15 protein-coding genes are annotated in these 20036 nt (G+C 67.6%); 9 read left to right on the plus strand and 6 right to left on the minus strand.

The window, feature by feature from the left end:
- Positions 1-26: 26 nt before the first annotated feature.
- From A9K58_RS07500 to A9K58_RS07510, 3 genes are all read left to right on the plus strand, one after another.
- Complete coding sequence (locus A9K58_RS07500; RefSeq protein ID WP_065199013.1) at positions 27-1355, plus strand: CitMHS family transporter; 1329 nt, start codon at positions 27-29, stop codon at positions 1353-1355.
- A gap of 24 nt (positions 1356-1379) precedes the next feature.
- On the plus strand, positions 1380-2120 hold the full coding sequence (gene phbB / locus A9K58_RS07505) for an acetoacetyl-CoA reductase (RefSeq protein WP_065198777.1): 741 nt from the start codon (positions 1380-1382) through the stop codon (positions 2118-2120).
- A 168-nt stretch (positions 2121-2288) separates the two neighbouring features.
- Entirely contained in the window at positions 2289-4589 is a 2301-nt protein-coding gene (locus A9K58_RS07510) for a TonB-dependent receptor (protein ID WP_065198778.1), read from the plus strand.
- 430 nt (positions 4590-5019) lie between these two features.
- Here A9K58_RS07510 and A9K58_RS07515 read toward each other — a convergent pair whose 3' ends face one another.
- Together A9K58_RS07515 and rsgA are read right to left on the minus strand one after the other, a co-directional pair.
- Positions 5020-6273 (minus strand): flavohemoglobin expression-modulating QEGLA motif protein, encoded by a 1254-nt coding sequence (locus A9K58_RS07515; protein WP_065198779.1) that lies wholly within the window; start codon positions 6271-6273, stop codon positions 5020-5022.
- Between the two features lie 125 nt (positions 6274-6398).
- The gene (gene rsgA, locus A9K58_RS07520; RefSeq protein WP_065198780.1) at positions 6399-7508 is read right to left on the minus strand and encodes a ribosome small subunit-dependent GTPase A; all 1110 of its coding nucleotides are present in this window, start codon (positions 7506-7508) and stop codon (positions 6399-6401) included.
- 112 nt (positions 7509-7620) lie between these two features.
- On the opposite strand from rsgA, the gene A9K58_RS07525 reads away from it, so the two are divergent.
- Genes A9K58_RS07525 through A9K58_RS07535 form a run of 3 tightly spaced genes read left to right on the plus strand, consistent with a single transcriptional unit; the run spans position 7621 to position 10240 of the window.
- Positions 7621-8895, plus strand: coding sequence for a pyridoxal phosphate-dependent aminotransferase (locus tag A9K58_RS07525; protein WP_065198781.1), 1275 nt, complete (start codon positions 7621-7623; stop codon positions 8893-8895).
- A 3-nt stretch (positions 8896-8898) separates the two neighbouring features.
- A complete protein-coding gene (locus A9K58_RS07530) occupies positions 8899-9516 on the plus strand; it encodes an SGNH/GDSL hydrolase family protein (protein WP_065198782.1) in 618 nt (205 codons plus the stop codon).
- Between the two features lie 4 nt (positions 9517-9520).
- Positions 9521-10240, plus strand: a complete 720-nt coding sequence (locus A9K58_RS07535) for a class I SAM-dependent methyltransferase (RefSeq protein WP_065198783.1) — start codon at positions 9521-9523, stop codon at positions 10238-10240.
- Between the two features lie 119 nt (positions 10241-10359).
- On the opposite strand, the gene A9K58_RS07540 is transcribed toward A9K58_RS07535, so the two are convergent.
- Positions 10360-11139, minus strand: a complete 780-nt coding sequence (locus tag A9K58_RS07540; RefSeq protein ID WP_065198784.1) for a polysaccharide deacetylase family protein — start codon at positions 11137-11139, stop codon at positions 10360-10362.
- A 59-nt stretch (positions 11140-11198) separates the two neighbouring features.
- On the opposite strand from A9K58_RS07540, the gene grxD reads away from it, so the two are divergent.
- A complete protein-coding gene (gene grxD, locus A9K58_RS07545; RefSeq protein ID WP_065198785.1) occupies positions 11199-12125 on the plus strand; it encodes a Grx4 family monothiol glutaredoxin in 927 nt (308 codons plus the stop codon).
- A 77-nt stretch (positions 12126-12202) separates the two neighbouring features.
- Here the strand turns inward: grxD and A9K58_RS07550 are convergent, their stop codons facing one another.
- The 3 genes from A9K58_RS07550 to A9K58_RS07560 all read right to left on the minus strand — a co-directional run bounded on the left by A9K58_RS07550 (position 12203) and on the right by A9K58_RS07560 (position 17074).
- Positions 12203-12742 (minus strand): DUF924 family protein, encoded by a 540-nt coding sequence (locus A9K58_RS07550; protein WP_065198786.1) that lies wholly within the window; start codon positions 12740-12742, stop codon positions 12203-12205.
- 43 nt (positions 12743-12785) lie between these two features.
- Positions 12786-13562: an AMP nucleosidase gene (locus A9K58_RS07555; protein ID WP_065198787.1), complete on the minus strand. Its 777-nt coding sequence runs from the start codon at positions 13560-13562 to the stop codon at positions 12786-12788.
- 125 nt (positions 13563-13687) lie between these two features.
- Entirely contained in the window at positions 13688-17074 is a 3387-nt protein-coding gene (locus A9K58_RS07560) for an autotransporter domain-containing protein (RefSeq protein WP_065198788.1), read from the minus strand.
- A 256-nt stretch (positions 17075-17330) separates the two neighbouring features.
- On the opposite strand from A9K58_RS07560, the gene A9K58_RS07565 reads away from it, so the two are divergent.
- Entirely contained in the window at positions 17331-18740 is a 1410-nt protein-coding gene (locus A9K58_RS07565; RefSeq protein ID WP_065198789.1) for an amidohydrolase, read from the plus strand.
- Positions 18740-20023, plus strand: a complete 1284-nt coding sequence (locus tag A9K58_RS07570; protein ID WP_065198790.1) for an amidohydrolase family protein — start codon at positions 18740-18742, stop codon at positions 20021-20023. Before A9K58_RS07565 ends, A9K58_RS07570 begins: the two co-directional genes overlap by 1 nt.
- The last annotated feature ends 13 nt before the right edge of the window (positions 20024-20036 follow it).

The raw sequence follows: 20036 nt of genomic DNA on the forward strand, positions 1-20036 counted from the left end.
CTGTTTTCGCAAGGAGTCCGCAGATGATGCTGAGCATCCTCGGCTTTGGCATGGTCATTACGTTCATGTACTTGATCATGAGCAAACGCCTGTCGCCGCTCGTCGCCCTGATCACCATCCCCATCCTGTTCGCGCTGATCGGCGGCTTCGGCGCCGGCATCGACGAAATGATGCTGGAAGGCATCAAGAAGATCGCGCCGACCGGCGTGATGCTGATGTTCGCCATCCTCTACTTCGGGGTGATGATCGACGCCGGCCTGTTCGATCCGCTGGTGCGGGTCATCCTGCGCTTCGTCAAGGGCGATCCGATGAAGATCGTGCTGGGCACGGCGGTGCTGGCGATGCTGATCTCGCTCGACGGCGACGGCTCGACCACCTACATGATCACCGTATCGGCGATGCTGCCGCTGTACCAGCGGCTTGGCATGAACGCGCTGAACATGACCTGCGTGACCATCCTCGCCGGTGGCGTGATGAACCTGACCCCGTGGGGCGGCCCGACCGCACGCGCCGCCACCGCGCTGCATGTGGACCCGGCCGATGTGTTCGTGCCGCTGATTCCGTCGATGGTGATCGCCTGCGCCGGCGTGTTGCTGCTGGCCTGGTACCTGGGGCTGAAGGAACGCCGCCGCCTCGGCGTGGTGACGCTGCCCAAGGGTGGCAGCTGGATGGACAACAGCGTGTCCGATGACAGCAGCCCGCTGCCAACCGTCGAGGACGCCGAAGACATCAAGCGGCCGAAGCTGCTGTGGGTGAACCTGGCACTGACCCTCGCACTGATGACCGCGCTTATCATCGGCGTGCTGCCGATGCCAGTGCTGTTCATGGTCGGCTTCGCCGTGGCCCTGGTGATCAACTACCCGAACCTGGCCGAGCAGCGCCGCCGCGTGGTCAACCATGCCGGCAACGTGCTGTCGGTGGTCTCGCTGATCTTCGCCGCCGGCATCTTCACCGGCATCCTCAACAACACCGGCATGGTCGAGGCGATGTCGCACAGCTTCCTGGCGATCATTCCGGATTCGTGGGGCCCGTACCTTGCGGTCATCACGGCGGTAGCCTCGATGCCGTTCACCTTCTTCATGTCCAACGATGCGTTCTACTTCGGCGTGCTGCCGATCCTGTCCGAAGCCGCCGGCAACTACGGCATCACTCCGGTGGAAATGGCACGCGCGTCGCTGGCCGGCCAGCCGGTGCACCTGCTCAGCCCGCTGGTGCCGTCCACCTACCTGCTGGTGGGCCTGGCCAAGGTCGAATTCGCCGACCACCAGAAGTTCACTCTGAAGTGGGCCATCGCCATCTCGATGCTGCTGATGGTCGGCAGCCTGCTGTTCGGCCTGTATCCGCTCACCGCCTGACCCCTTCCCGAGGAACCTTCTGCAATGACGCTTCGAATCGCTTACGTCACCAGCGGCATGGGCAGTGTCGGCACTGCCATCTGCCAGAGCCTGGCCCGCAGCGGCCACACCGTGGTCGCCGGCTGCGCGCCGAACTCGCCGCGCAAGGCCAACTGGCTGCGCGAGCAGCGCGAACAGGGCTTTGACTTCATCGCCTCCGAGGGCAATGCCACCGACTGGGCCTCGACCAGTGCCGCGTTCGCCAAGGTGCGCGCCGAGGTCGGTGAAGTGGATGTGCTGGTCAACAACTCCGGCGGCAGCCGCGACCTGCTGTTCCGGCAGATGACCGTGGAGGACTGGAATGCAGTAATCGCCTCCAACCTCAATGCACTGTTCAACCTGACCAAGCAGGTGGTCGATGGCATGGCCACGCGGGGCTGGGGCCGCATCATCAACATCGGCTCGGTCAGCGCGCACAAGGGCCAGATCGGCCAGGTCAACTACGCCACCGCCAAAGCGGCGATGCATGGCTTCAGCCGTGCCCTGGCCGCCGAAGTGGCGTCGCGCGGGGTCACCGTCAACACGCTGTCGCCGGGCTACATCGCCAGCCAGGCGATCAGCAGTTTCCCGCCGGACGTGCTGGACCGTCTGGCCGCCTCGGTACCAGTGCGCCGGCTCGGCCGTCCGGAAGAAGTGGCCGGCCTGTGTGCATGGCTGGCGTCCGACGATGCCTCCTATGTGACCGGTGCGGATTATCCGGTCAACGGTGGCCTGTACATGGGATAGACCGCATCCGCGCAGGGCATGGATCCACGCACCTCCCCCGGTGGATCCATGCCATGCGCGCATTGCGGCGCTCGCTGGAGCCCGTAAAGAAGGTTTCATGTTCCGTTCGCATAGTGGCCATGCACCGCGCATCCATGCCGGTGACCACTCCCAATGCAACGGATCCCCATGCAGACCCGACACCTGACCCTCGCCGTGGCGATCGCGCTTTCCGCCGCCACCAGCGCACATGCCGCTTCCGCGGCTGACACCGCCACCACCAGCGCAGACGCCACGCTGAGCGCGCAGACGCTGGATACCGTCTCCGTGATCGGCCAGGGCGAGACCCGTCAGGTACAGCGCATCACGGCGGTCGACAAGCAGGTGCTGCCGCCGGGGACCAGCGGCCAGAAGATCCTCGACCGCCTGCCCGGCGTGTCGGTGCAGTCCAACGATGCCTTCGGTGCCAATGAGGAATCGCAGACCATCAGCCTGCGCGGTTTCGACAAGAGCCGCCTCGGCTACACGCTGGACGGCATCCCACTGGGTGACAACAGCTACGGCAACTACAACGGCCTGAGCATCGCCCGCGCGATCATCGCCGAGAACCTGGCCGGCGCCGAACTGTCGCAGGGCATCGGCTCGCTGGGCGTGGCCTCGACCAGCAACCTGGGCGGCACCATCCAGTATTTCTCGATGGATCCCTCCACCGAATTCGGTGGCCGCGCCAGCGTCACCGTCGGCGACAACAACCAGCGCCGCGGCTACCTGCGTGTGGATACCGGCGACCTCAACGGCTTCTCGGCCTACGTGTCCGGCGTGCACCAGGACCAGGACATGTGGGCCGCGCCCTACCAGAACCAGACCACCCGCCAGTTCAACGCCAAGGCGGTGTGGAATGTCGGCGAGCACCGCTTCGGTGCGTTCGTGGCCACCTCGCGCGCCAGCCAGGCCAACTACGCCTATCTGTCCAAGGACATGCTGGCACGTGGCCTGGGCTATGACTGGAACATCTATGCGCCGGACTGGGACCGCGCCGTCGCCGCCGCGTACTGTGCGCCGGGCACCTACAACAAGGCGCGCTGCGCCTTCAGCGGCGGCGTCAACAGTATCGACGATGCGTACTACCAGAGCCGTGCGCTGCGTGACGACAACCTGTACTCGGTCGATGCCGACCTGCGCCTGGGCGAGCAGGGCCGGCTGAAGCTGCTGGCCTATCACCACGACAACCGTGGCCAGGGCCACTGGTGGGCGCCGGGCCAGCCGTCCTATCCGGGGACCGACAGGATGCTGCCGATCTCGATCCGCAGCACCAACTACACGATCAACCGCGATGGACTGACCGCGGCACTGTCGTGGACGGTGGGCATCCACGAGCTGGAAGCCGGCTTGTGGTACGAGCAGAACGACCATAATGTCTCGCGCAATTTCTATTACATCAGCGGCCCGTTCCTGGACGACCTGTACCTGAAGAACCCGGACCGCCTGCTGTTCAACCAGGACTTCGACATCCGCACGCGCCAGTTCTACGTGCAGGACCGCATGCGCTTCCTGGACCAGCGGCTGACCGTGGACGTGGGCATCAAGAGTCCCAACACGCGCATGCGCGCCACCGCCAACCCGGGCGTGGAAACCCGCATCGCCTCGGGCACGCTGACCGCCAAGGAATCGGTGCTGCCGCAGCTGGGCGTGGGCTTCAGGCTCAACGCCAACAATGAACTGTTCGCCTCGTACGCCGAGAACATCGCCGCCTTCGTCGGCGGTGGCAGCGGCGGCCCGCTGCAGGTGTCGCCCGAATCGTTCGCCGCCAGCGCCGGGCTGGAGCCGGAGAAGTCCAAGAGCCTGGAAGCCGGCTTCCGCACCTTCGGCGAGAAGTACCAGGCGTCGATCGCGGCCTACAACGTGACGTTCGACAATCGCCTGCTGTCACTGAACCCGTGCTCGAGCATCGAAGTCGGCACGCGTCCGGAGTGCGTGACACGCTTCATCAACGTCGGTTCGGTGAAGAGCCACGGTGCGGAACTGACCTTCATCCTCAAGCCGATCGACGGCCTGCAGTGGTACAACGCACTGTCCTGGAACAAGACCACCTACGAGGATGACTACACCTCGGGCGGTGCTATCGTGCCGGTGGCCGGCAAGATCACGGTGGATACGCCGCAGCGCATGGCTTCCAGTGAAATCAGCTGGAACCGCGACGGTTTCTTCGCCAGCCTGCGTGCCAAGTACACCGGCAAGCGCTACTACACCTACACCAACGACCAGTCGGTGCCGGGCGTGACCACCTTCGACGCCGGTGCGGGCTACGACTTCGGCCCGGGCCTGGGCCTGCGCAACGTGCGGGTGTCGTTGAATGCGACCAACCTGACCAACAAGCGCTACGCCGGCCAGCTGAGTTCGTTCGCACCGACCGATCCGAAGGGCACGCGCTATGCGATCCATGCCAGTGCACCGCGGCAGCTGTTCATGACGGTGGCGGCGGAGTTCTAAATCGAAAGCGGGCGCTGCGGCGCGTTGATTGTTCCTGCATGGCGTGGGTAGGCAGGCCCATGCAGGACACGCCGTAAACCCATCCATGGGGGCTCGATCGGCGCATCCATGCGCCTCACGGTCCTGCATGGGCCTGCCTACCCCCGCTGGAGAGTTCCCCGCGCCGGCGCGGAGGCAATGGAAAGCAAGAGCAAAAGCAAAGAGCCGGGCATTGCCCGGCTCTTTGCTTTTCAAGCGCAATCCCTCTGGTGGACCTGCTACCGCGCCCGCAGAAAACTGTCTGGAGGAGGCGGGGCACCCTGGCCAGGACCGTTGGCGCCATGGAGGGCGCCATCGAGCACCATGGAGGGGCTTTTGCGTGTCCTGGCCAGGGTGCCCCGCCTCCTCCCCACCGATAGCAGGCAGGCGCTGGAGGATCCGCCAACGCCTTTCATTCCGGCGCCAGCTGGTCCATCCGTATCCGGTTGGCGAACAGCGAGAACGCCAGCATGCCCGCCAGCCCGTTCGCCCGGCTCACCCAGTGCGGCAGCCAGCGCGGCGGCTTCAGTACCCCCGCCTCGAACAACGGCGCGAAGGCCAGCGCATCGGTCAGGCTCATCTTGCCGGCGAACAACCAGCGGCAGACCTGCAGGCGGTCCTCGGCCAGCATGTGGCGGAAGAAGGTATGCACCGAAACCAGCCCGCGCAGGTATACCGTGTCCTTGGTGAACGCCAGTCCGCCACCGGGAGGCACGCCACGGAAAACCCGCTGTGCCGAGGCGAAGCTCTCCTCCGGGTTCTGCCCGGCGTCGCAGAAGTAGCGGAAGACGTCGAGGAAGTCCGCGCCTTCGCGCGCCATCGCGATCGCCTCGGTGCGCAGGCTGATGCGCTTCAGGCGCTCGATGTCGATGCTGCCGGTGATCTGCTCGGCGAACGTCGCAAGCCCTTCCTGGGTCGCCGTCACCCGCGGCGATGACAGTGCCAGGCTCGGCAACACCGGTTGTTCGCGGCCGTTCAATGCGGTGAGCGAATGCACCAGCGCTTCGTGGTGGAACAGCTGCGCGCGATCGTAGGCACTGAAGCGTGCGCTGGTGCGCAGGCGGATGCGGGTCGGGCCGGCAGCAGCCTTGGACACCAGTTCGGGGTCCAGCTGCACCTGGATGATGCGCGATTCGAAGAACGCGTCCAGATCATTCTGCAGCTGCAGCTGCAGGGCGATGGCCGAGACCGGCACCTGCTCTTCCGGGGCCAGCAGCTCGTGGTCCAGCTCGGCGGCGATCTGGATGAAGTGGCGCGCCGCGTCCCGCGTGCTCGGGCCGTTACCCGGCAGCGGCTGCTCGGGCGCGCCGAACAGCTGCACCGAACAGGTGTCGACGGCGGCAGTGCCCAGCCCTTCCAGCAGCTGCGCGGCCAGGTCCCAGCTCTGCGCAGACTGCTGCACGTAGTGGCCCAGCGGATGACTGTCGTCGCAGTCGGCGGCGATCGCCGCCAGTGCACGCCGCTCCTCGCTGAAATCGAGTCGCGGGTAGTCCACTTTCGGCAGTGCCGGCTGCCCGCGTGCCACGCTGTCCAGGAACGGGGCCTGCACGGTCGCCGGCCAACTGGTCAGGCCCAGCAGGCGGATGCCTCCCACGGCCTCGACCAGGCGCGCATCGAGCGCCGCATGGTGGGCCACTTCACGGTCCAGCGTCGCGGTCGGTTCCATGCGCGGACTATACGCCCTGCCGTGCCCGGCGCAGTGCGCCACCGCCCGAGCATCGGCTCGGGCGCTACAGGAAATGATTCCACCGCGGACCAGGTGTAGAGCCGAGCCCATGCTCGGCTGCCGTGTTACCGCCTACGCGGCTTTCCGGCCGGGCGGAACTGCTGGCCCTTGCCCTTCCTGCCACCGCGCTCCTGCGCGGTCTCGGCCTGGCGAACCGCCAGCTTGGCGGCAGCGGCGGCCACTTCTTCCTTCAGCTTGAAGTAGTTCTGCAGGCGGCTCTCTTCGATCTCGCCGGCATCGATCGCCGCGCGCACCGCGCAGCCCGGTTCCTGGTGGTGCGAGCAGTCGCGGAAGCGGCACTGCTCGGCCAGCGCTTCGATATCGGCGAAGCCACCTTCGGACAATGTCTCTTCACCGGTCGGCTTCAGCTCGCGCATGCCCGGCGTATCGATCAGGCAGGCGCCGGTCGGCAGCGGCATCAGCGCACGGTGCGTGGTGGTGTGGCGACCGCGTGAATCGTTGGCACGCACCGCATTGGTCTTCATCCGTTGCTCGCCCAGCAGCGTGTTGGTCAGCGTGGACTTGCCGGCACCGGAGGAACCGACCAGCACCACCGTGCGGCCGGGGCCCAGCCACGGCTGCAGCACCGCCACGCTGTTGGCATCCAGGCCGTTGATCGCATGCAGGGCAATGCCCTGCATCTCCAGCTCTTCCAGCACCGCCAGCGCATCCTCGCTGTACTCGGTCTGGTCGGCCTTGGTCAGCACCACCACCGGTTCGGCACCACCACCGCCGACCAGCAGCAGGTAGCGTTCGATGCGGCGCGGATTGAAGTCGGCATCCAGGCCGCAGACGATGAACACCGTGTCGATGTTCGCCGCGATCACCTGCTGGTGGTAATGCTCCCCGGCCGCACCGCGCTTGATCGCGGTGCGCCGCGGCAGCAACGCGGCGATGCGGACGCCGTCCAGCAGCACCCAGTCGCCCACCGCCGGCCGCTCGTGGCTGGGGAAGCGCGGGCGCTGCCATTCCGGCAGCGACTCGGCCTTGATCGACGCGTCGGGGCCGTCGGCCACCACGTAATGCGTGCGATGTTGTTCGATCACCCGCGCCGGGCGGGCCTGCGGGTGAGCCGCCATCACAGCCTGCCAGTCGGCCTGCTGCGGCGGTCCAGGCCAGGGCCAGCCAATGGTCTGCAGGGCGGTGAAATCGGGGATCTGGGTCATCGCCGCCATTCTACCTGTGCCAGCGCCCTGCCCGCCCGGCGGCGACGGCGCCGCGCCTTGCCATGCACTGCAGCAATTCCGGTAGGATGGAAGCCCCATGCCCATTGACGGCCCAGTTCCCATGTCCACCCCCTCGCCCAAGCCCCTGGCCATCCGCGAGCGCCTTTCCGAAGTGCGCTACGAAATCCGCGGAGAACTGGCGCGGCGAGCCCGGGAGCTGGAGGCGCAGGGCCGCAAGCTGATCAAGCTCAACATCGGCAACCCGGGCAACTTCGGGTTCCGCGCGCCCGAGCACCTGCAGCGCGCGATCGCCGACGACATGGGCCGCACCGACCCGTACACCCACCAGCAGGGCCTGCCGGTGGCACGCGAGGCCATCGCCGGTTACTACGCCCGCCGTGGCGCACCGGATGCACATCCGGACCGCGTATTCGTCGGCAACGGCGTCAGCGAACTGATCGACCTGTCGCTGCGCGCCTTGCTCAACCCGGGCGATGAAGTGCTGGTGCCGTCGCCCGACTACCCGCTGTGGTCGGCCTCGACCATCCTCAACGACGGCCGCCCGGTGTACTACCGCTGCGCCGCCGAGAACGGCTTCCAGCCGGACCCGAGCGAGATCGAGACGCTGGTGTCGTCACGCACCCGCGCCCTCGTACTGATCAACCCGAACAACCCCAGCGGTGCCAGCTACCCGCGCGAACTGCTGGAGCGCGTGGTCGAGATTGCACGACGCCACAACCTGCTGTTGCTGGTCGACGAGATCTACGACCAGATCCTGTACGACGATGCGGTGTTCCAGCCGGTCGCGCCGCTGGCCGGCGATCATCCGTGCCTGACCTTCAGCGGCCTGAGCAAGGTGCACCGTGCCTGCGGCTGGCGCGTGGGTTGGGCCCATCTCAGTGGTGACGACGCGCGCCTGGGCGACTTCCGCGCCGCGCTGGACCTGCTGGGCGCGCTGCGCCTGTGCGCCAACGTGCCTGGCCAGTACGCCATCGAGGCCGCAGTGAACGGCCCGGACACTATCTCCGGACTGTGCACCCCGGGTGGCCGCCTGTATGAAACCCGGCGCGCGGTGATCGAGGCCTGCGAGGCCAGTGAACACCTGTCGCTGGTCGCGCCGGCCGGCGCGCTGTACGCGTTCCCGGCGGTGGTCGGTGCCGCCGCCAAGGGTTTCGACGACCACGACTTCGCGCTGGACCTGATGAACAACGAGGGCGTGCTGGTGGTACCGGGCTCCAGCTTCAACGTGCCGTACCGCCATCATTTCCGCGTGACCCTGCTGCCGGAGGCCTCGGTGATGCGCGATGTGTTCGCCCGCATCGACCGCGTGCTGGCGCGCCGTGCCGAGGACGCCACCAAGGTCGTGCCGCTGAAGCCACGCCGTTCGGTGGCCTGAGCTGTGGCGCTGTCCTACCTGGCGCTGGGCGACTCGTACACCATTGGTGAAGCCGTTGCCCTTGAAGGCCGCTGGCCGCACCAGTTGGCCGCCGCGCTGCGCGCGCAGGGCATCGACCTGGCCGATCCGCAGACCATTGCCACCACCGGCTGGACCACCGACGAACTGGACGCCGGCATCGACAAGGCTGCACCGCGGGGCCCGTTCGATTTCGTCACCCTGCTGATCGGCGTCAACAACCAGTACCGTGGCCGCCCGCTGGACGAGTACCGCGTCCAGTTCCAGGCCCTGCTGCAGCGGGCGGTCGGCCTTGCCGGTGGCCAACCAGGGCGTGTGCTGGTGCTGTCCTTCCCCGATTGGGGCGCAACCCCGTTCGGTATCGGCAGCGGCCGTGACCTGGCCGCGATCGAGATCGAGACCGACGAGTTCAACGCGGCCGCCGAGGTCATCAGCACCCAGCAGGGCGTGGCCTTCGTCGACATCACCGACATCAGCCGTGATCAGGGTGACAACCCGGCGATGATCGCCGAAGACGGCCTGCATCCGTCGGCGCGGATGTACGCATTGTGGAGCGCCCGCGCACTGCCGGTCGCCGCGCACCTGCTTGGCGGAACGGACTGAGGCGATGGACGGCACGCCACGGAACGGCTCGCCCCTGCCCTGCACTCCCTTGGCCGCACCGCAGGCCCGTGCGATCGCCGAGGCATTCCGCCCCGCACACGCCTGGGCCAGCCGCCGCGACTACTACTACACCCGCAGCAAGCTGGGCAGCGACCCGCTGTATGACGGCGTGCTGCAGCACCTGCCTGGCGACGGGCAACCCGTGCTGGACCTGGGCTGCGGGCTGGGCCTGTTCGCCCACGTGCTGCGCCAGCGCGGTGGCTCCCAGCCCTACCTGGGCGTGGACGTGGATGCCGGCAAGATTGCCCGTGCGCAGCGTGCCGCCGCCGGCCTGCCCGCTGTGCGTTTCGACTGCCTGGACGTGCAGGCGCCGCTGCCTGCGCAGGCCGGGCATGTGCTGCTGCTGGATGTGCTGCAGTACCTGGATGCCGGCCCACAGCAGGCGCTGCTGCGCGCGGCCAGTGCACGGGTAGCCCGCGGTGGCCGCCTGCTGCTGCGCACGCCGCTGGCTACCGGCGATGGCCGCGACCGCACTACCCGGGTGGCGGACCGGCTGGCCTGGCTGATCGGCTGGATGGGCACCCGCCCCCGTCATTACCCGGATCCGCAGGCGCTGCAGGCAACGCTGGTCGAAGCCGGATTACAGGTGACGCCACCCCGGCCGCTGCACGGGCGTACCCCCTTCAACAGCTGGCTGCTGGTGGCCGAACGCCCTGCGCTGTAATGCTGGGCCCTTCCGGTGCTGCGCACCGCCGCCCGAGCGTCGGCTCGGGCGCTACGGAAAGGTCTCCCCTCGTAGAGCCGAGCCCACGCTCGGCCGCTCCCCGCGGCCCGGACCAGGCGCTACGTGACCGGCAGCCGCGCATTCAGCCCTCGCTCGTCCAGCGCCTGCAGCACGCGCTCGATGATCGCCAGGTTGTGGCCATGGGCAGCACCTTCGTGCAACAGCACGATGGCCCCCGGGCGCAGGTCGGGCAGCAGCCGCGCCAGCACGCCGTCCGGGGTGCAGCCGACACCGTCGAAGCCACGGGCACTCCAGCCAACCCGGACCAACCCCAGCCGCTTCAACACCGGCGCCACGAACGGATTGGTCATGCCCACCACCGAGCGGTACCAGCGCACCGGGCGGCCACTCATGGCCTGCAGCGCCTGCTGGCAGCCCTCGATCTCGGCGCGCATGGCTGCCGGGCCCAGCCGCCAGAAGCGCGCCTGTGGATGGCTGTGGCTGTGGTTGCCCAGGTCGTGGCCGCGGCGCAGGATCTCCTGGACCAGCTCCGGCTGCGCCAGCGCCCGCTCGCCGACCAGGAAGAACGTGGCACGTGCCTGGTGGCGATCCAGCAGATCGAGCACGGCCCGGGTCTCCGGGCCGGGACCGTCATCGATGGTCAACCAGACGCTGTTGCCGGCCTCCGGTACCCGGCTCAGCACCGGTGCGTAGAAGTGGCTGTTGGGCAGGAACACCGGCACCAGGAAGAGCGCGTGGCTGGCCACCATCAGCGGCAACCCCCAATGCCAACCGGCCAGTACCCAGACCAGGATCACGCCGAGCTGCGACGCCACCAGCCAGGGCAGCCAGCGCCAGGGCCGGGTCGGGATGCGATGCAATGTTCCTGCGTTGCTCATCCCCCATGATGCCATGAGGGGTAGAATCGATGGTTCGAATTCCCGGAACCCCGACGTCCATGTCCCTCGATCCCGCCCTGCGTTCGCGCATCGAATCCATCCTCAACGCCAACCGCGTCGTGCTGTTCATGAAGGGCCAGCCGTCGATGCCGCAGTGCGGTTTCTCGGCCAAGGCCGTAGGCGCGCTGCAGGACCTTGGCGTCGAGTTCGCCCATGTCAACGTGCTGGCCGACCAGGAAATCCGTGAAGGCATCAAGGCCTATGGCGACTGGCCCACCATCCCGCAGCTGTACATCGACGGCGAACTGGTCGGCGGCAGCGACATCGTGCTGCAGATGGCCGCCAGCGGCGAACTGAGCAACGTGCTCGGCCTGCCGGCGCCGGACCGTACGCCGCCGAGCATCACCGTGACCCCGGCCGCCGTGGAAATGCTCAAGGGTGCATTGGCCGATGCTCCGGGCGCCGCCCTGCAGCTGACCATCGATGCCCGCTTCCAGCCGAACTTCCAGCTGGCCCCGCACGACGAAGGCGCCATCGCCGCCGAGTCCAACGGCCTGCGCGTGCAGTTCGACCTGGCCAGCGCCCGTCGCGCCAACGGCATCACCATCGACTGGGTGGACGACATCCGCGGCAAGGGCCTGGCCATCGACAACCCGAACGCGCCCAAGCCGGTGCAGGAAATCAGCGTGCGCGATGCCGACGACCTGGTGCGCGCCGGCAACATCACCCTGGTGGACGTGCGCCCGGCCGACGAGCGCGAGATCGCTGCAGTGGGCGTGCCGTTCAAGACCTTCGACGGCAACGGTCGCGCCGCGCTGGAGGCGCTGCCCAAGGACACCGCGCTGGCCTTCATGTGCCACCACGGTGGCCGCAGCGCGCAGGCTGCCGAACAGTTCCGTGCGCTGGGCTTCACCAAGGTGTTCAACGTCACCGGCGGCATCAATGCCTGGTCGGAAGACGTCGACAACGGCGTGCCGAAGTACTGATCGGCACCGAAAAAGGGGACGGAGGGGATTAAGTCGTTTATGCCACAAACGACTTAATCCCCTCCGTCCCCTTTTTCTTAGCCGGCGAATCCGCCTTCGGCCAGGTAATCCAGTTCTTCCGGCGTCGGGATGCGGCCCAGCACGGCGTTACGGTGCGGGAAACGGCCAAAGCGGCGGATGATGTCGCGGTGCAGTTCGGCGTACTGCAGGTATTCCTTATCCCCCAGCACGTCGAACATGGCCACCGAGCGGTCCTGGTCCAGCGGGTCCTCGGAATGCTCGAACGGCAGGTAGATGAACGCGCGCAGCTTCGGCACCAGCTGCAGGTCCAGGCCTTCCTCGATGGCGCGCATGGCGTAATGCCGGGCCAGGCCATCGGTAGCGTAGGAATGGGCGGTGCCACGGAAGCAGTTGCGCGGGAACTGGTCCAGCAGCAGCATCAGCGCCAGTGCACCCTCTGCACTGCCCAGCCAATGCTCGCGCGCGCGCGACGCCGCAGTGTAGTGCTCATCCAGGAACAACCGGCGGAACTGCGCGTCGAACGCATCGTCGCGGGCGAACCACTTCGCAGGGCCCGCCTCCTTCCAGAATTCCACCACCTGCGCGGCAACGTCCATCACCTACTCCCCAGGGCCGGCGCGCCGCGCCAGGCCATCATCATCATTCGTCAAAGCGCAGGTGGCGGACCGACTTGCCGTTGCGCCGGATAAGCTTAAGCGCCTCGATACCGATCTGGATATGGTTTTCCACGAAGCGGGAGCTGACCTTGGCATCGGAGGCCTCGGTCTTGACCCCGTCGGGGATCATCGGCTGGTCCGACACCAGCAGCAGCGCACCGCTGGGGATATGGTTGGCGAAGCCAGCGGCGAACACGGTGGCGGTCTCCATGTCGATGGCCATGCAGCGCATCGCCCGCAGCCGTTCCTTGAAGGCCTCGTCGTGCTCCCAGACACGGCGGTTGGTCGTGTAGACCGTACCGGTCCAGTAATCATGGCCGAGGTCGCGGATCATGGTCGAGACCGCTCGCTGCAGCGCGAACGCCGGCAGGGCCGGCACTTCCGGCGGCAGGTAGTCGCCCGAGGTGCCTTCACCCCGGATCGCGGCAATCGGCAGCACCAGGTCGCCCAGCTGGTTCTTGCGCTTGAGACCACCGCATTTGCCGAGGAACAGCACCGCCTTGGGCATCACCGCCGACAGCAGGTCCATGATGATCGCGGCATTCGGGCTGCCCATGCCGAAGTTGATCAGGGTGATGCCGTCGATGGTGGCGCTGGCCATGGGCCGGTCCAGCCCGACGACGGGGGCACCGGTCAATGCGGAAAACGTATGCAGGTAGCCCAGGAAGTTGGTCAGCAGGATGTGTTGGCCGAACTGGTCCAAGGGTACGCCGGTATAACGCGGCAGCCAGTTGTCGACGATGTCCTGCTTGGTCTTCATGGGAATCCGGTACGCCGTGGGGTGGCCATTGTAGGCGCGTGCCGCCCGGCCCACACCTGGGTGCACAACGCAGAAGGGGCGGCCCTGCGGCCGCCCCTCTTGGTTTCCCTGCGGGAACCGGTGGCTTAGAAGCGCACCGACCAGCGCAGGTTGGCACCGTGGTCGCGGCTTTCGTCGCCGAACTGGCCGCTGTAGCCCAGTTCCAGCTGCTGCTTGGCGGTCAGCCAGGCCGACAGGCCCAGTTCGGCCACCACCGCGCTGTCGGCGATGGGTGCACCGTTGACCACGAAGCGGTCACCGCCGCTGGCAAAGCCCAGGCGGGCCGCCGGGTTGCGGTCGCCGCTGGCGTGGCGGTACGCCACCGCACCGCGCACGTGCAACCAGCTGTCCTGCTGGAACGAGGCCTTCAGGCCCTTGTCGAAACGCACGCCGGCCGTGGCCAGGGTGGTGCGCACGTCATCCACCGAACCCTGCAGGGCCGCAGCACCGCCACGCTCGTTCACGCGCTTGGTGTCCACTTCCACGCGGGCCACCTGCAGGTACGGCTCCAGGCCGGCCTCGCGACCGCCGAAGCGGTAGGCCGCTTCGATGAAGGCCTGGCGGGTACGCGCGTCGTAACGGGCGCTCAGGGTGTCGCTGTAACCGGCGAACGCCAGCTCACGGGTGCTGTCCACCTCATGTTCGCTCCATGCCAGGCCGCCACGCAGGCCGAAACCGCCCCAGTTGTGGCTGGCGTAGGCGCCGAAGTGGGTGTTGTCCACCTTCGACTTGGCACGGCGGCCTTCGCCCTGCTTCACGTCGGTGCGGCCGGTACCGGCCAGCACGCCCACCTGCCAGCCGCCGAACTCGCGGTCGGCACCGACCAGCAGGCCGTTGCTGTTGGCCTCAGTGCGGGCGGTGTTGGTGTTGCCGTCCAGGGTGGTGCTGCCGGCCAGGGCCTGCACCCACACGCCGGTAGCGTCGCCGCCTTCGGCACCCGGCGCAGCGGCACCGGCGCGGCGGGCCAGCGCGGCATCACGCACGTAGCGGCTGCCTTCCAGCAGGGCCACGCTGGTGGCGGCGTGCAGTTCGCCGCTCAGGCTGTCCAGTGCGCTGCCCACCTGTTCCGGGAACAGCATGGTCAGCGGACGCGGCAGGCCCTGGTTGACCGCCAGGCCGTCGGCCACGGTGGCCACGGCCAGCTGGTTGGCGGTGGTGGCCGAGGTAGCCAGCGCGTTGCCGCGGGTCACCTCGATGCGCGCACCAGCGGCGGTGTAGGCCAGGCTGAACTGCATGAAGGGCGAGAAGGCGCTGAAATCGGTGGCAGCGAACTGACCGTTCACGCCGCCGTCGGCCTGGATGAAGTTGAACTGCTCGCCCAGGTAGTAGATGCCCGGTTCCGGCAGCGCCACCAGGGTGCCGCCGAGGGTGGCGGTACCGGTCACGTGCAGCTGGTCGCTGCGGCTGCCCGGGGCCACTTCGGCCTGGTACACGCCGGTGGCGGTCTGCACGTAATCACCGTTGATGGTGAGCGTACCGATGGAGTTGCCCGGGGCGATGATGCCGGCCACGGTGGTGTCTCCCAGCTGGCCCACGCCCTTCAGCATGCCCTTTTCACCCACGAAGGTGCTGCCACCGGTCTGCACGCCGTTGAACGACACCACGCCGCCGGTGACGGTCAGGTCCGAGCCGTCCAGCACACCGGTGGTGGTGATGCGGCTGCTGCCGCCCAGACTGTTCAGCGCGGTGTTCTGCAGGGTGCCGTTCAGCAGGAAGGTACCACCGGTCACGTCCACGGCGCTGGTCAGCGTGTTCACGCCGTCCAGTTCCAGCACGCCTTCGCGCACCACCGCGCCGTTGAAGCTGTTGTCGCCGCTCAGGCGCAGCCAGCCGATGCCGCTCTTGGTCAGCTTGCCCGGGCCGCCGATGTCATTGGTCCAGTCGTCCCATGCATCGCCTTCCCACACCTTCAGGCCGCCGGCCTTCTGGTTCATCACCACGTCGGTGTCCACGCGCAGCGAGCCGTAGCCTTCGACGGCCGCGGCCAGGTTCATCAGGCCCCAGCCGTAGACATCGTCCACGCCTTCGGCGCCCAGGTCGGTGGCGGTGGTCAGCAGCACATCGCGCACCTGCGCGCTGTCCAGGTAGGGGAAGCGCTCGAACAGCAGGCCCAGCGCGCCGGTGACGTGCGGGGCGGCCATGGACGTGCCGCTCAGTTCCTCGTAATCGGACGACGGGGTCTGGCTGATGATGTCCACCACCAGGTTGCCGTTGTCATCATAGAAATCACCTTCGATCACCGAATCGGGACCGTACACGGTCGAGTTGATGTTCGAGCCGGGCGCGGCGAGGCACCAGTTCGCCGCCAGGCCACAGCGCATCGAGCGGTTGCTCAGCTCCAGGTCTTGATTGACGTTGACCACGGCCAGCCAGTACGGCTCGATGTCGGCGATGGCGCGCGGCAGCGAGGCATACATGCCGGCAATCGGCGCTTCTTCCGGCGAAGTGTTGGGCGAATCGGTGTTGCCAGCGGCCCAGACCTGGATCAGGCCGCTGCTGCGCGAACCTTCGGCCATCGCAGCCAGGCTGGCGGCGAACACCGGGTGCGACTGGTACATGTCCAGGTCTTCAGCGGTGGTCGGCTCGTTGGTCAGGCCCCAGCTGTGGTTGATGGCGCGCACACCCTGTTCGTTCATCTGCGCGTACAGCTGCGGGTAGATCGAATCGTCGGCCTGGATGGCGGCGATGGTCTGCTCGTCCAGATACAGGGCCCCGCCGATGTTCACCACCGACAGATAGGTGGCGCTGTTGGAGAACAGGCGGGCCACGCTCAGGTCGGCACCGAAGGCAACACCGTGGGTGCCGTTGCCATCACGGTTGGCGGCGATGGTGCCCGACACGTGGGTACCGTGCACGTTGTAGCTAAGGCCTTCGTAGAAGCCATTGCGCTCCAGCAGATCGGCATAGTCCGGGTCGAGCAGCTGGTAGGACACGGCCACCTGGTCACCGTCGCTGGCGAAGCAGGCGTCCGGGCCACTCAGCACTTCGCGCGCGCACAGGCTGCCATCGGCCAGCACGTCGGCCAGATGGATGCTGCGGTGGTTCTTGCCGGCGAACTCGTCGTGGTCCAGGCCGGTGCCGCTGTCGAACACGCCCAGGCGGATGCCGGTGCCAGTCAGGCCGCGTGCGTAGGCCACATCGGCGTTGATCGCCTGCAGGCCCCAGTCACTGTTGAACTCGTTGGTGCGCCAGCTGGCGGCATCACCCGGCTTGCCCATGATGGGTTCCGGATCGACTTCCACATCGGCGGCGGCGACGGTCAGCGACGGCGAAGCGGTGACGACCGGTGCGGCAAACGCGGCCTGCAGGCTGCGCTGGAACTGGTAACGCGACAGGGCGTCTACGTTGCTGTCCTGGGCCAGCGCCGGCACGGCGGCGGCCATCAGCAGCGAGCCAACAATGGCCGAGGCCAGGGGGGAGGGGAGGATGGAGCGGCGGGAAGCGGTGGAACGGTACGACGGGAAGACAGTCATCTGCAGTTACGTCCTTGATTCCATGGAATATTTCAGGTGCAGCTCCGTCATGGAGCAGTGGAAAAAACACCTCGCGGCGGATCAGCGCGCGCTAACCCACCGGGTAGTAGCGGCAGGCATCACAGAAAATTAATACTTGATTCACGATTTCTGTATAGGGAAATTCCCACCCCACGGCCCCTGCCCAAGGTCACTTGGCAAGTGGCATCGACGACAGATAGCGTCGCTGAATTCACTCGTGGGGTTGGGGATCCGCATGGCATCGATAGTGTTGCGCGCCGCTCTTGGGCTGGCGCTGGTTTCGTTGAGTGCGGCGCCGGCCGTGGGCGCGTCGCGCTTCGTGGCCGACCCCTACCCCAGCACCTACCAGGCCCATCCCGATGCGCCGGTGCTGATCCACAACGCCACCGTGCTGACCGGCACCGGCCAGCGCCTGGACAATGCCGACGTGCTGCTGCGCGATGGTCGAATCGTTGCCGTCGGGCCCCGGCTGCAGGCCGATGCGGGCGTCACCCGCATCGATGCGCAGGGCAAGTGGGTCACCCCCGGCCTGATCGACGTGCACTCGCATCTGGGCGTGTACCCCAGCCCGGGCGTCGGCGCACACAGCGACGGCAACGAGATGACCGCGCCGGTCACCGCCAACGTCTGGGCCGAGCATTCGGTATGGCCGCAGGACCCGGGCTTCGCCACCGCGCTGGCCGGCGGCGTGACCAGCATGCAGGTGCTGCCCGGCTCGGCCAACCTGGTCGGCGGCCGCGGCGTGACCCTGAAGAACGTTCCCGCCATCACCTACCAGGCGATGAAGTTCCCCGGCGCGCCGTGGGGTCTGAAGATGGCCTGCGGCGAGAACCCCAAGCGCGTCTACGGGGCAGGCAAGAACGTGGCTCCGGCGACGCGGATGGGCAATGTGGCCGGCTACCGCGCCGCCTTCATCGACGCCGCCGACTACATCGCCAAGAACGCGCCCAAGCCGGCCAAGCGCAGGGGCTGGTTCGGCAGCGACAAGGGCGACAGCGCCGGTGATGCCGGCGGCAAGCGCGACCTCAAGCTGGACACGCTGGCCGGTGCCATCGAAGGCGACATCCGCGTGCACATCCATTGCTACCGCGCCGACGAGATGGCCACCATGCTCGACCTGGCCAAGGAATTCGGCTTCAAGGTGGCCGCCTTCCACCACGGCGTGGAGGCCTACAAGCTGGCCGACCGGCTCGCCGCCGACGGCGTCTGCGCCGCGCTGTGGGCCGACTGGTGGGGCTTCAAGATGGAAGCCTTCGACGGCATTCCGGAAAACATCGCACTGGTCGACCGGCCGAAGAACAGCTGCGCGATCGTCCATTCGGATTCGCCCGAAGGCATCCAGCGCCTCAACCAGGAAGCGGCCAAGGTGATCGCCGCCGCACGCCGCGCGCGCATGCCGGAGATCACGCCAGAACACGCCATCACCTGGATGACCGCCAACGCCGCCAGGGCGCTGGGCATCGAGGCCCAGACCGGCACCCTGGAGGCCGGCAAGATGGCCGACGTGGTGGTGTGGAACGGCAATCCGTTCAGTTCATACGCACTGGCCGAGCAGGTCTTCGTCGATGGGCGGCGCCTGTATGACCGCAACGCGCCGGCGGCGGCACCCCGCTCGGATTTCCAGCTTGGCCAGGAGGTGCACTGATGGTGGTGTTCAGGCAATTGGCGCAGTCTGCCGCGAAGCGCAGCCGGGCTTGGCTTGGCTCTACGGCCATGTTGCTGGCCTGCATCTGCGCATCCGCACAGGCGCAGGACCTGCTGGTGCGCAACGCGACGGTGCATACCGCCAGCGCGCGCGGCAGCCTGCAGGGCACCGACGTGCTGGTGCAGGACGGCATCATCCGCGCAGTCGGCCCCGGCCTGTCCGCCCCGGCCGGAGCAACCGTGGTCGAGGCCGGGGGCCGGCCGCTGACCCCGGCGTTGTTCGGTGGCATCACCGAGATCGGCGTCGAGGAGGTCTCAGGCGAATCGAGTACGGTCGACAGCACGCTGAAGATCGGCGAACAGCCGTTGCGCCCGGAGTTCGATGTCACCCTGGCCTATAACCCGGCCTCGGTGCTGATCCCGGTAACACGACTGGAAGGCATCGGCTTCACTGCGCTGGGCGCGGCGACCGGTGGTGGCTTCGTGGCCGGGCAGGGGGGCGTGATGCGGCTGGACGGCAGCGCCGACCCGATCGGACCGCGCGCGTTGTTCCTGCGCATCGGCGCCGGCGCCTCCGAACTGACCGGTCACTCGCGTGCGGCACAATGGATGCTGCTGCAGCAGATGGTGGACGAGGCACGTGGCCAGGTGGGCGCGGACTCCCCCCATGCGCTGCTGACCCCGGCCGGGCGGCGCACGCTCAGCCGCTATCTGGCCGGCCAGGGCCGCCTCGTGGTAGAAGTGGACCGCGCCGCCGACATCCGCCAGCTGCTGCGCTGGTCCGCGCGCGAGAAGGCCAGGATCGCCATCGCCGGCGCCAGCGAGGCATGGCAGGTTGCCCCGGAACTGGCGGCTGCCCAGGTGCCGGTGTTCGTCGATGTACTGGCCAACCTGCCGGCCAGCTTCGACCAGATCGGCGCGACCCTGGAAAACGCGGCGCGCCTGCGTCGCGCGGGTGTACCGGTCTCCTTCATGCAACGCGGCGACGCCAGCCACAACGCACGCAAGATGCGCCAGCTGGCAGGCAATGCGGTGGCCAACGGACTGCCGTGGGCCGACGGCCTGGCTGGGTTGACCCGGGTGCCGGCACAGGCGTTCGGTGTGGCCAACCAGATCGGCAGCATCGAGCCGGGCAAGCGCGCCGACCTGGTGCTGTGGGAAGGCGATCCATTGGATGTGGAGCACTATGCCGAACAGGTCTGGCTGGGCGGCCGCGCATTGCCGATGCGCTCGCGCCAGACCGAACTGCGCGACCGCTACCTGCAGCGCAACGCGCAGCCCTGACTGCAAACGAGGA

Source organism: Stenotrophomonas maltophilia (assembly GCF_001676385.1).
Taxonomy (GTDB): domain Bacteria; phylum Pseudomonadota; class Gammaproteobacteria; order Xanthomonadales; family Xanthomonadaceae; genus Stenotrophomonas; species Stenotrophomonas maltophilia_J.

Bases quoted from the DNA above. Each gene is read 5' to 3' on its own strand.
- A9K58_RS07500 (WP_065199013.1), top strand. From the start codon at position 27: ATGCTGAGCATCCTCGGCTTTGGCATGGTCATTACGTTCATGTACTTG.
- phbB (WP_065198777.1), top strand. From the start codon at position 1,380: ATGACGCTTCGAATCGCTTACGTCACCAGCGGCATGGGCAGTGTCGGC.
- A9K58_RS07510 (WP_065198778.1), top strand. From the start codon at position 2,289: ATGCAGACCCGACACCTGACCCTCGCCGTGGCGATCGCGCTTTCCGCC.
- A9K58_RS07515 (WP_065198779.1), bottom strand. From the start codon at position 6,273: ATGGAACCGACCGCGACGCTGGACCGTGAAGTGGCCCACCATGCGGCG.
- rsgA (WP_065198780.1), bottom strand. From the start codon at position 7,508: ATGGCGGCGATGACCCAGATCCCCGATTTCACCGCCCTGCAGACCATT.
- A9K58_RS07525 (WP_065198781.1), top strand. From the start codon at position 7,621: ATGTCCACCCCCTCGCCCAAGCCCCTGGCCATCCGCGAGCGCCTTTCC.
- A9K58_RS07535 (WP_065198783.1), top strand. From the start codon at position 9,521: ATGGACGGCACGCCACGGAACGGCTCGCCCCTGCCCTGCACTCCCTTG.
- A9K58_RS07540 (WP_065198784.1), bottom strand. From the start codon at position 11,139: ATGAGCAACGCAGGAACATTGCATCGCATCCCGACCCGGCCCTGGCGC.
- grxD (WP_065198785.1), top strand. From the start codon at position 11,199: ATGTCCCTCGATCCCGCCCTGCGTTCGCGCATCGAATCCATCCTCAAC.
- A9K58_RS07550 (WP_065198786.1), bottom strand. From the start codon at position 12,742: ATGGACGTTGCCGCGCAGGTGGTGGAATTCTGGAAGGAGGCGGGCCCT.
- A9K58_RS07555 (WP_065198787.1), bottom strand. From the start codon at position 13,562: ATGAAGACCAAGCAGGACATCGTCGACAACTGGCTGCCGCGTTATACC.
- A9K58_RS07560 (WP_065198788.1), bottom strand. From the start codon at position 17,074: ATGACTGTCTTCCCGTCGTACCGTTCCACCGCTTCCCGCCGCTCCATC.
- A9K58_RS07565 (WP_065198789.1), top strand. From the start codon at position 17,331: ATGGCATCGATAGTGTTGCGCGCCGCTCTTGGGCTGGCGCTGGTTTCG.
- A9K58_RS07570 (WP_065198790.1), top strand. From the start codon at position 18,740: ATGGTGGTGTTCAGGCAATTGGCGCAGTCTGCCGCGAAGCGCAGCCGG.